The following is a 12,264-nucleotide window of genomic DNA, read 5'->3' as shown; positions in this document are numbered from 1 at the left end:
TTTACCTATATATAGAGTAGGGGCGAGCTCTGCTCGCCCATATATCTATTTGTTTATATCTGCATAAGTCAATCTTGGATAGTTAACTAATGGTTTATATACTCCTGTTAAATATGGTTTTTGAGCATATGGTTGAGTATAGAAATAAAGAGGAACTACAGGCATATCTGCCATAACAATTTTCTCAGCATTTCTCATAGCATCAAAACGTTCTTTAGCATCAGGACTGGTCTTAGCTATATTAATTAATTTATCGTATTCAGGATTATTGTATTTTGCATCATTGAAACTTGATTCACTATGCCATAATTCTAGGAAAGTAATAGGATCCATATAATCTCCTATCCAACCAGCACGAGAGATATGATAATCTCCAGCTTTTTCCCTATCAAGTTTAACTTGGAAGTCTACGTTTTCAAGTTGTACTTCAATTCCTAGATTAACTCTCCACATTTCTTGTACTGCTTGAGCGATTTTCTTATGTCCTTCTGAAGTATTATATAGAAGAACTATATTTTTGAAGTCTTCAGGTTTCATACCTTCTTCAGCTAAACCTTCGGCAAATAATTTTTTACCTTCTTCTAAGTTAAATTCTGCTAATTTACCAACATTATCACGATATTCTTTTCCATTTTCATCATGCATACCAAATGGAACAACACCTTCAGCTGCAATTTGACCACCTTGAGCTATTTTATCAACTATAGTTTGACGGTCTAATGACATAGATAATCCTTTTCTAACCTTAACATTGTTAAATGGTTTAACTTTAGAGTTTAGATTATAGTAGTAAGTACCTACCTCTGCACCGATTATTAATTCAGGATTATTGTTAGCTTTCATCTGTGCTACTACAGCTTGTGGCAATGGAGAAAGGAAATCATAATCTCCGCCTTCATACTTTTGCCATGCAGTGTTTTCATCATCAATAATGTCAAAATCAACGCCATCTAATTTAACGCTATCTTTGTCATAATAATTTTCATTTTTTCTAATTTTTATACTAGCATTATGTTGCCATTCAGTTAATGTAAAAGGACCATTGGATACGTGAGTTTTAGCATCTTTTGCCCAATTTGGATCTGCTTCTGCAACTTTTTGATTAACAGGATATAATGTGTAGAATGCAGTTAATTCTAGGAAATATGCAGTAGGTGCTTCTAGAGTAACTTCAAGAGTTTTTTCATCTAATGCCTTAACTAATACATCATCCTTACTTCCTTTACCAGTATTATAAGCTTCTCCACCTTTTATATAATAGAGTTGGTGAGCATAGTCTGAAGCTAGTTCTGGATCTAATGCTCTTTTCCAAGCAAATTCAAAATCTGAAGCTAGAACTGGATCACCATTTGACCATTTAACATCATCACGTAGTGTAAAGGTATAGATCAAATTATCATCGGATATCTTGTAATCCTTTGCCATGCCAGGAACAACATTTAAGTCAGTGTCAATCTTCATAAGTCCCTCGAAAGTATGGTCTAGAACCCAAGATTCATGAGTTCCTTGTGCTAATGCAGGGTCTAAAGAGCCTGGCTCACTGGAATTATTAGTTTTTAAAATCTTTGGACCAGTAGGTGTAGAATCAGGTGTTGTATCTGTTGCTGCTGGTGTGTCATTTGCTGAATTATCTCCACCTTTTGGAACACAGCCAGTAAATATAATGGCTGTAACAAGTAATAAGCTTACTAAAATTAAAAGTTTCTTGTTCATATATAAATCCTCCTTTTTAATATTGTGAAAATTAAGATTGTTTAAATGATTTTACCACTTTTTGATACTAAATTCAATAACAATATTTTAGTGGAGTAGCAAGGTAATGGAATATGTAAATACAATGGTCTTAGGGTAGTATATTTATTTTTGGAATAAAATAGAACGGCATTTTAAATTTACATATTAAATAAATTATAAGTTAGAATGGCTGAAACTGTAGAATTATCATATATCTGGAACTTTTATAGTATTTATGTTAGAATAAACTTTAGAAAACTTTATTGTATTTTAATTAAATCAACAATAGTGACAATTCATTTTTGTATATCTAAGTAATTTGTTAGAGAGGAGAGATATATATGAAAATTGCTATAATGGGTGCTTCAGATTCAGTTCAAAAGATACATAGAATTCTCTCCCAGGAGAATAAGGATATAGAATTTATCCAATACGCAGAGGATGAGATAAAAAAACTTATTGATATGGCAAAAAGTATTGATTCCAAAATAGATGGTATATTTTTCACTGGAATAGGTGTTTATTCTGAACTTTCTTCACAAATAAGATTTGAACAGCCCGTTGTATATACAGAAAGAGGAATAATTGGTATTATTAAGGCTTTATGTGAATTTCGTATGGATTGGGGAGATATTAAAAATACCAAAATTGCCTTAGATATAATTCAAGAAAAGGATTTACTTGACGTATTTAATGAGTTTAATATTAATGTTAGAAGCTATGATATTCAAAGATATTTGCCTTCCAAGAGTGAAGAAGATTATTTAAGATACTATATAAAAAAATATGAAGACAAACAGATTGATTGTGTTTTTACATCTTTTGGATATATATATAATTATTTGAAGTCACATAACATTCCTGTTTATAGAATACAGGCAACAAATATTGATATTAAAAGTAGATTTGATGAATTGAAAAATAGTATTCAATTGAAAAATATCCATGAACGTGTAATTCAGATACAGGTTATCCAAGTAGTAGAGGGAGATCCTAAGCTTTACAATAGTACAGAAGGGCAACTCCAACTAGAAGAAGAAATTTTAATGTATTCCAAAGAAATAGAAGGCATGATGCAGACTATTAATCCAAGTGAATATCTTATTATATCTAATAAAGGTGCATTATTAAGTGCAGAGAATATAAATTCTTTATCAAAAATAATAAACAATTGTAAGTTAAGTAATATTGTACTTGGTGTAGGCATAGGTGAGGGTGTAACTATTTATCAATCTGAGATAAATGCAAGAAATGCTTTAAGAAAAAGTAGTTTTGAGAAGCAAGGCAATATTTATTTTTATGATGGGGAAAATGTAGTAGGACCAATTATGAGAAAAAGTCAAATCAAATACAAGAATTTAGCAAATAAAAAAACTTTACAACTATCTAAAGAAATAGGAATCAGTTATCAATACATTGAAAAGATTAATGGTGTAATAAATAAACTAGGTAGAGATGAATTTACGAGTCAAGAACTTTCAGAGATACTTTGTATAAGTGAACGTAGTGCAAATCGTATTTTAAAAAGTATTATAGATAAAGGGTACGGAGAAGAATCAAATTTAGAGAATTCCCTAGGTGCTGGTAGACCTCGCCGAAAAATTAAGATTAAATTAAGATAACAATATATAATTAAAAAAACTCTAGTTAATTTATTAACTAGAGTTTTTTAATTATATAAAATAAAGGATTATTGACAATTATAAAAAGATATAATATAATTTAGGCAATTAAGGACATATTTAGGACATAATTAAGGACTTATTAAAGACACGAAACACTCATCACCAGATTTTATCAGTAGCTTATATTTTATAGAATACTATATAAAAACGTTTAAACTTTCAAATCTAAATTTTAAATATTATGAAAGGAAGTGATAAGATACTAAATATTAATAAATTAGGATTTAATTAAGTATTGTAATATTAACTATAAGGAATTTTTAAAAACTATATTGAATTATGAGAATTTGGCTATAATAATTTGAAGTATTTAAATGTTTTAATGGTATTTCTAAAATTAAGATATAATTAGATTAATTAATTCTATGATTAATGAAAGGTGGAAATAAAAGATGGAGACAAATCATTTATATTATGCAAATCATCCTATTATGTGGATTGTATCAATAATGGGAATATCTATTATATTAATTCAATCTGTATTAATAACTAGAAAATCAATTAAGGCTGGTTTGGATATGGGAATGGATTATTCCAGAATAAAAAAGGGAATTAAGACAAGTGCAATAGGTAGTATTGGTCCAGCCTTAGGAGTTGTGGGAAGTTTGTTAGCTTTATTAGTTACTATGGGTTCTCCTGTGTCTGCATTTAGATTGAGTATAATTGGAGGGTCTAACTTTGAAGCAATGGCAGCTAACTTTGGAGCTCAAGCTTTAGGTTCTGAACTCTCTACTAATATGACTCCTTTAGTATTTACAAATGCTTTATGGACAATGGCATTAGGATCTATTGGATGGATAGTATTTGTATTTTTATTTGGACATAGAATGGATAAAGTAAATAATCTATTAACAAGTGGAAGAAAAGCTTTGCTACCAGCAGTTAGTATAGGAGCTATGCTTGGATCTTTTGCTTATTTTAATATTGGCAATTATCTAAAGGTTAAGACAAATCCTGATATAACTGTTTCAGCAATTTCAGGTCTAATTATTATGATTGTTTGTTTGAAGTTAGGAGAAAAGAAATTTACTTGGTTAAAAGAATGGGCTCTGACAATTGCAATGTTTGGAGGAGCAATTATTGGAACTTTAACATTTTAGAGTATAGGAGGATTATATAGATGAACGTTTATGATGAATATGTTAAGGATGTTACGAAAATTGGTAGATTTACTATGCTTCTAGGACTTGTTGTAAGCTTCTTGCCTCCAGCAGTCATGACTTGGGGATTTGGATTTAATCCTGGACTTGGAGCAATTATAGCTGGAGCAGTTTCTCAGATGTCAGTTTCAGGGGCGTTTTACTTTAGTGAACCTATTAGCTATTTTCCTATTGTTGGTAGAGCTGGATTATATATGGGATTTTTATCAGGAAATTTAGTAAATATGAGGATACCAGCAGCTGTATCAGCTGTAGAAGGATCAGGTTATAAATCTGGTACTGATGAAGGAGCAATTATGGGAACTATAGGAATTGGAGTTTCTATATGGGTTGGAATTATATTTTTACTATTAGCTGTATTTGCTGGACAAACTGTATTGTCTGCATTACCTGAATCCTTTATGAAAATGTTATCTCTTATTATCCCAGCATTATTTGGGGGAGTTTTTGCCCAATTTGCAATAAAATCTCCAAAGACTGGTGCATTTGCTCTTGCTATTGCTTTTATAATGACAAAGGTCGTATCATTTATTCCAGGTAAACCATCATTTATTGTTACTTTAGTAGCAGTATTTTCAACAATTGCATTTGCCAAGGGACAATTAAGTAAGCAAATAGATAGTAAATAAGTTAAGGTAAGTTACTAAGAAATAAATCTTAGGAGGAGATAGTTTTGAAAAAGGAAAGATTATTAGACAATTTAGTTGAAATGTTAAAAATTCATTCACCTTCAAAAAAAGAGGGTGAATATGCGAAATATCTCATTAACTTATTAAAAGAAATGGGAGCATCAATTTACCTAGACGAAGGTTATCTACAATATGGTGGAGATTCACCTTCAATCATAGCTAAATTTCCTGGTGATATAGAAGGAGATGGAGTAACACTTGCAGCTCATATGGATGTAATAGAACCTAATTTAAATGTAGAACCAATAATAGAAGGGAATATTATTAAGACCGATGGAAGTACTACATTAGGTGGAGATGATAAGGGAGGAATAGCAAGTATTATAGAAGCTTTGAGAACCATTAAGGAGGAGAAAATATCACATAAAGATATTTATGTTGTTTTAACACCTTGTGAAGAAGTAGGTATGCTTGGTGCAAAATATTTTAACTGGGATAAGGTACCCCATGATATGCTGCCTTCAAAAAATATGATTGTAGTTGATAATGCTGGAGATGCTGGGATTATTGCACATTCTGCTCCTAGTAAGTACGATATTGAGATTAGTTTTCAAGGAAGAAAAGCCCATGCTGGTATAGAGCCAGAAAAAGGTATAAATGCTATTTCTATTGCTTCTTATGCTCTATCTCATATGAATATAGGTAGAATAGATGATTTAACTACATCAAATATTTCCACAATAAACTCTGAATTTCCTTCAAATGTAGTTCCTGATATATGTAGGATTACTGGAGAAGTAAGGAGTCATTCAGAAGCAAAGATTTTAGAGATTATTGATTCTTATAAAAAATTATGTGATGAAGCCATAGAAAAATTTGGCGGCAATTATAAATTGGATTATAAATGTGATTATCCAGTATTAAAGCCAAAGGATGATTTGAAGTTTGCAAGGGAATTTGCAAAGGTTTATGAGGAAATTAATGTTCCTTCAGAGCTCAAGGTAATAGGAGGAGGCTCAGATAGTAATATATTTGCTGAACAAGGATTTAATTCTATTATTATTGGAGTTGGAATGAATAAGGTTCATACTGTTGAAGAATATTTAGAAATTGATGAGCTATTGAAAACAACAGAGGCAATTGTGAGGTATATAAAAAGGAATGAATAATAAAATGGGAATGAAAAAAGAAATAATGAAGTCTAAAGTAATTTCTGCAATTGAGGAAAATCGAGATTTAATATATAAGGTAGGTAGGAAAATTTATAAAAATCCAGAGCTTGGATATAGAGAGTTCGAAACTACAAAACTTGTAAGAGAATTTTTTAAAGAGGAATTAAATCTTGATATGGTAGATGAGGGTATTGCTTATACTGGTTGTAGAGCTAAATTAAATTATGATAAATCAGGTCCCAAAATTGCAGTTTTAGGAGAATTAGATGGAATAGTTTGCAATGGTCATCCAGATGCTTTAGCTTCAGGGGTTTCACATACTTGTGGTCATAATTTTCAGATTGCAGGAATGTTAGCTGTGGCAATTGGTCTTATAAAATCAGATGTATATAAGGAACTAGATGGGAAAATTGACTTTATTGCAACTCCTGCAGAAGAATTTGTAGAGATGGATTACAGAAATAAACTTAGGGAAAAAGGAATTATCCAATATTTTGGAGGAAAGCAAGAATTAATAAGGAACGGTTCTTTTGACGATGTAGATATTGCAGTTATGTTTCATGTCTTAGATATAGGCAATAAAAAAGTATTAGTTGGTCCAGTGAGTAACGGATTTATTGGTGAAGATATTACATTTATTGGCAGAGAGGCTCATGCTGGTAATGCCCCCCATAAGGGAGTAAATGCATTGAGTGCAGCATTGTTGGCAATGAATAATATTAATGCTCAAAAAGAAACTTTTCAAGAAATTGATAAGGTAAGAATCCATCCAATTATAACAAGGGGAGGAGATATTGTAAATGTAGTACCTGCCAATGTTAGGATGGAATCCTATACAAGAGCAAGAAATATAGAGGCAATGTTAGATGCAAATGAAAAGGTTAATAGGTCATTAATTGCTGGTGCTATGGCCGTAGGTGCAAATATTGAAATTAAACAATTACCAGGATATTTGCCAATGTTAAAATATCAGGGCATGGAGGATATATTATTTAAGAATTTATTAAGCCTTGGAATTGGAGAAGAGGATATAATACAAGGAGGGGACTTTACAGGTTCTTTCGATTTAGGTGATGTATCCCATATAATGCCGACTTTACATCCTATGTTTGGTGGTATAAGAGGAGAGCTTCATTCAAAAGAATATCGTATAATTGATGAAGAGTATCTTTATTTAGAACCAGCTAAGGCATTGGCTTTAACTATAATAGATTTACTTTTTGATGATGCAAAAGAAGCTAAAAATATCCTTAGAGATTTTGTTCCCGCCATGACAAAAGAAGAATACTTAAATTTCATGAAATCAAATGATAAAACTATAAAGAAAGAGTTTCTAGATAAAGAAATTTAGTATTAAATGTTTTTCTTCCTTATCTTAGCTAATATAAGAGTTAATATAGGAATTGCAAATTGAAATGGTATAACATAATATCTATATATATTAATAAATTCAAACATTTCCATAGTGCTTTTAAATATAGACACGGATAAAATAATCATTAAAATACAAAGTACTATAGAAGTTTTTTTAAAATTTTTGGAATTGAAAACTTTAAATACTCCAATGGAAGCCCCATATAAACAAACAGCTATTTTTGTAAAGCTAGCTAATATTAAATTTATTGATATGAGGATTTCTATTCTTTGAACAAAACCATTTATATTTATTAGTGAAGTAGCGTAATGAGAAGGAAAATATATTTTAGAAAGATCGGGGAATCCAAGTAATAGAATATTTCTAATAGCAACTATTAAAAGTAAAAAACCACCTATAAGGATACTGCTAATATAAACTTTAGTAGTATCCTTTTTATTATTTAGATATGCAAAAAAAACCATAAAGACAACAGTTTCTGCTAGTGGAAAGATAAGTAGAGAATAAGCACCACTTATTACTGGTTTCCAGCCATTATATAGTACGGGTTTAATATAGGAGATATTGAATTTAGGTATAGCCAATATAAAAGTTGTAAAAACCATAAGCATAATAATGGGTAGAGTTAATTTTGTCCATGTACTTAATATGGAAAATCCAAGATTAATGGCATAAATGGAAAGAATTCCAATGAAAATAGCACTTACATATTGAGGAGTTTCTGGAAAAGAAACTACTTGAATATATTCAGTGGTATTTCTTATATCTATGGCACCAAGATGAAAAAAATAAAAGGTATAAAAGATTGTAAAAAGTTTTCCTAGAAATTTTCCATAGACTTTTATCAATATATCGAATAATGTATCACCAGGGAAAAGAAGAATTAATTTACAATAAATAAATATTAAGGGAATAGCAATTAATATAGCCATTAAAATAGAAATCCAAGTATCTTCCATAGCTTTAGAATCACCACTTATAAGTAGAGATGTTCCAAGAATAAACATAATAATTAATGATTTAAATTGAGAATTTGATACATTTTCTATTTTCATTAATTTTTCCTACCTTCCTAATTAATTGTTGGATTTGACACTTCTTAATAAATGACCGCTACCTCTAACATTAATATCTACATCTAAGTTTATTTTTAAACCCTTAAATATTTCATCCCAGTTATTCTCAATATCCTTCCAAACATGGGGCATTTTTTCTTTTACTAGATTTCCAAATCCAAAGATATCTAGTTCAAAGTCATTTTGAGCTCTAGCTATTGTTTTTAAAATATTATCCTTTAATGTTTTTTCAGCAACTATTTCTAGTTTTTCAATATCCATTTTATTTAGGGCATTTATAGAAGCAGAAGATTCAGCAATAGATACCTCTGTTGTAATTTTAATATTCATACTAATTTCTTCATTTGAAATAATAGGATTAATCTTAGTTTTATTTTTAAAGATTTCTAAAGCTATATTATCTATAGAACCATTATTAATTAAGGTAGTATTAATAATACCACCCTTAATTTGATCTCTTATAAAAAGATAATTGTTAACATCTTCAAAATCCATATAATCTACAAGCTTATCATTATTGAGAATGGCTCCTCCAGATAAGGCCATTGTTTCTTTATTTCCATTATACACAAGTTCAGCAGTAGGTAAGACTGGATAAATTCCAGCCGTTGAAACATCATTAAGCAACTGATATACTTGGATATTAGGGACTTTTGATAATCTTTTATTTGAGATAATCATATCTTCTATTTCAAAGGAACGTATTTCAGTAGATAAGCTTTTAGAATTCAATATCTCCTTTGCAGTTTTTTCTTTTGAAACTAAGACATATAGAGTAAGTCTGGGTTCAGAATCTCTCGTTATCCAATCTAATACAGGTAAAATACTTTCTTTTGCTACATCCTCACTTACTATAAGTATAGCAGCGTGACTCCAAAATAATTGTTTAGCTGAAACATTAATCATATTTCTCATACAATCGAAAATACTTTCTCCCTTTGATTGTATTTTTGTTGAATGGAAGTTTGGCTCCTTAGTAGAGGATGTAGATATGCTTACTATTTCTGCTGTTACTTCATATCCTTTATTTAAACCATTTTTATCTACGGCAAGTCCTGAAACAAGGGCTAGTTTATCAATTTCCCTATAATTCCAGCATCCAGTAAGTAAAATTGCCATTAAAATTAAAATAGATATAAAGATGAAAGGTTTATTCATTTTCTCTTTCCTCCAGATGTTCGAATAGGATCTTTATTTGCCAAATATTTAGGCCTATACTTCATATACTGTCTAGGTGCTCTAATAACAGTGTCTTTTAAATCTTGAGTAGTAAATGTGGTTAAGTTTGTCATATATGGTACTCCAAAGGATTTAAGTTCTAATAAATGGAGAAGTAGGAATGACATTCCCATTACATACCCATATAGCCCAAGTATAGAAGAAAGTACAATTAAAGCTAATTTGATAATAACTGTGGCACCACCAAGAGTAGGGGTTATAAGACTGGTAATACCTGACATACCAACAACAATAACAATAGGAGCACTGACAAACTTTGCTTCTACAGCTGCAGAGCCAAGAACCAATGCTCCTACAATACTTAGGGCTTGCCCAATGTAAGAAGGCATACGAGTTCCTGCTTCACGAAGTATTTCAAAAACTATTAACAATCCAATAAGTTCAAAAACAGTAGGCAGTGGTACGCTTAATCTAGAAGCATAAATACTCATAATAAGAGGAGTTGGTATCATTTCTTGATGATAAGTAACTAAAGATAAATATATAGCAGGAGTGCTTATAGTCAAGAAAAACCCTACTATTCGAAGCATTCTGTTTAAGGAGGCATAATAATAGTTTGTATAATAATCATCGCTTGATTGAAAGGTTTCTATAAAAAGATAAGGCAAAGATATAACTACTGGAGTACCATCAACAACAATTATTATTCTTCCTTCTAAAAGTTTTGCCACGGCTACATCAGGTTTTTCCGTGTTATATGTGGTTTCAAATATGGAATGAGGTTCTTTATTAATGTATTCCTGAATGTATTTTGAATCTAGAATCCCATCTATTTTAATTGAATTAAGTCTTTCGTATAAATTGTCTAATATATCTTGCCTTGCTAAACCTTCAATATAACATATACAGAGTTTTGTATATGTTATTTCTCCAACGGTGGTAAACTTAAATTTTAAGTTATTTGTTTTTACCTTTCTTCTAATTAAAGATAAATTAATCATTAAAGATTCTGTGAAACCTTCTCTAGGTCCCCTAATAGCTCTTTCTACATCAGGCTCTTCAATACTTCTAGATTTCCATCCTTTACTTTCAATTATAAGGGCTTCTGTGGATCCTTCTAAAAATAAAACTGTATTACCATCTATAACAGAAGAAACCATATTTAAGACATCCCTAGTTTTTTCACATTCAGATGAAATGATGGTTTGGTCTTTAAAATAATTAATATTGATTTCATTTAAAGAATCCATACTATTTGTAACAATAGGTTTGATTATATTTTCATTAATAATACGGTTATCTACCATCCCATCAATAAAAATAATAGAGCATCGAATCTTTGGATTATTTTGATTTTCAAATGTTCTAAATTTAATAGTGTCATCATTTTTAAATATTGTTTTCATTAATTCTATATTTTTGTCTATAGAAGAATATAAATTATAATTTTCAAGTTTATCCATATTTATTACATCCTTATCAATAAAAATATTAATCTTATTCTTACCAAAGATACTGTTAACTATGCTAGTTATTTTGATATATATTAAAAATAAGTGGCAAAGAAATTGTAACCTGCTATAGTAAATTGAATATAATGTATTGAGTTATAATTCAAATAAGAGGAGGTTAAACTATGGAAATTAATCAAACATGCCCTATTGGCTCTTTTGCATATACAGTTAGAGCGGGAGATACGTTTTTTACAATAGCTAGGACTTTTGGAATATCTCTTGATGCTTTAATAGCTGCTAATCCTGGGGTAGATCCAAATCGATTATTTATTGGTCAAGTAATTTGTGTACCAACAACTGCTCCCCAACCACCAATTTCTAGTTGTCCTACATTAAACATTGGAAGTAGAGGCGCTTCAGTAGCAGAACTTCAACAGCTTTTAAGAAATGCAGGATTTGATCCAGGTCCTATTGATGGTATTTTTGGAACTAGGACACAATCAGCTGTTATAGCATTCCAAAGAAGCAGAAACCTTGTTCCTGATGGAATAGTAGGAAGAATGACCTGGACTGCACTTGGTGTAAACTGTACTCCAATTACAACTTGTCCTCCAGGAACATTTGATTATACAGTCAAGGCAGGGGATACCTTCTTTACTCTAGCACAAAGATTTAATACTACAGTAGATGCAATTAGGCGTGCTAATCCAAATGTAAATCCAAATAGTCTGCAAATAGGTCAAAGGATTTGCATACCACAATAAAATAATTGACTATTATTTAATAGATTTAATATTGGG

10 protein-coding genes are annotated in these 12,264 nt (G+C 30.4%); 6 read left to right on the top strand and 4 right to left on the bottom strand.

Features of this window, described 5'->3' with window-relative positions; all coding sequences use genetic code 11:
* Positions 1 to 45 precede the first annotated feature (45 nt).
* Positions 46 to 1,713, bottom strand: coding sequence for a peptide ABC transporter substrate-binding protein (locus BUB33_RS09290; RefSeq protein ID WP_072975793.1), 1,668 nt, complete (start codon positions 1,711 to 1,713; stop codon positions 46 to 48).
* 362 nt (positions 1,714 to 2,075) lie between these two features.
* Here BUB33_RS09290 and BUB33_RS09285 point away from each other — a divergent pair, with 362 nt between their 5' ends.
* From BUB33_RS09285 to BUB33_RS09265, 5 genes are all read left to right on the top strand, one after another.
* Positions 2,076 to 3,356: a hypothetical protein gene (locus tag BUB33_RS09285; protein WP_072975792.1), complete on the top strand. Its 1,281-nt coding sequence runs from the start codon at positions 2,076 to 2,078 to the stop codon at positions 3,354 to 3,356.
* Positions 3,357 to 3,811: 455 nt separating this feature from the next.
* Positions 3,812 to 4,519 (top strand): DUF5058 family protein, encoded by a 708-nt coding sequence (locus BUB33_RS09280; protein WP_084725326.1) that lies wholly within the window; start codon positions 3,812 to 3,814, stop codon positions 4,517 to 4,519.
* Positions 4,520 to 4,539: 20 nt separating this feature from the next.
* A complete protein-coding gene (locus BUB33_RS09275; RefSeq protein WP_072975791.1) occupies positions 4,540 to 5,208 on the top strand; it encodes a hypothetical protein in 669 nt (222 codons plus the stop codon).
* A 44-nt stretch (positions 5,209 to 5,252) separates the two neighbouring features.
* A complete protein-coding gene (locus BUB33_RS09270) occupies positions 5,253 to 6,377 on the top strand; it encodes a M20/M25/M40 family metallo-hydrolase (protein WP_072975790.1) in 1,125 nt (374 codons plus the stop codon).
* Positions 6,370 to 7,731, top strand: a complete 1,362-nt coding sequence (locus tag BUB33_RS09265; RefSeq protein ID WP_200778175.1) for an amidohydrolase — start codon at positions 6,370 to 6,372, stop codon at positions 7,729 to 7,731. Before BUB33_RS09270 ends, BUB33_RS09265 begins: the two co-directional genes overlap by 8 nt.
* A gap of 2 nt (positions 7,732 to 7,733) precedes the next feature.
* Here the strand turns inward: BUB33_RS09265 and BUB33_RS09260 are convergent, their stop codons facing one another.
* Genes BUB33_RS09260 through BUB33_RS09250 form a run of 3 tightly spaced genes read right to left on the bottom strand, consistent with a single transcriptional unit; the run spans position 7,734 to position 11,473 of the window.
* Positions 7,734 to 8,810: a GerAB/ArcD/ProY family transporter gene (locus tag BUB33_RS09260; protein ID WP_072975787.1), complete on the bottom strand. Its 1,077-nt coding sequence runs from the start codon at positions 8,808 to 8,810 to the stop codon at positions 7,734 to 7,736.
* Between the two features lie 21 nt (positions 8,811 to 8,831).
* The gene (locus BUB33_RS09255; RefSeq protein WP_072975785.1) at positions 8,832 to 9,989 is read right to left on the bottom strand and encodes a Ger(x)C family spore germination protein; all 1,158 of its coding nucleotides are present in this window, start codon (positions 9,987 to 9,989) and stop codon (positions 8,832 to 8,834) included.
* A complete protein-coding gene (locus BUB33_RS09250) occupies positions 9,986 to 11,473 on the bottom strand; it encodes a spore germination protein (RefSeq protein WP_084725324.1) in 1,488 nt (495 codons plus the stop codon). Before BUB33_RS09250 ends, BUB33_RS09255 begins: the two co-directional genes overlap by 4 nt.
* Positions 11,474 to 11,646: 173 nt before the next feature.
* Here BUB33_RS09250 and BUB33_RS09245 point away from each other — a divergent pair, with 173 nt between their 5' ends.
* Complete coding sequence (locus BUB33_RS09245) at positions 11,647 to 12,228, top strand: LysM peptidoglycan-binding domain-containing protein (protein ID WP_072975781.1); 582 nt, start codon at positions 11,647 to 11,649, stop codon at positions 12,226 to 12,228.
* The last annotated feature ends 36 nt before the right edge of the window (positions 12,229 to 12,264 follow it).

Source organism: Tissierella praeacuta DSM 18095 (genome assembly GCF_900128955.1).
GTDB lineage: Bacteria > Bacillota > Clostridia > Tissierellales > Tissierellaceae > Tissierella > Tissierella praeacuta.
Note: the sequence above shows the minus strand (reverse complement) of the source record. Positions and strands in the feature narration are given on the sequence as shown.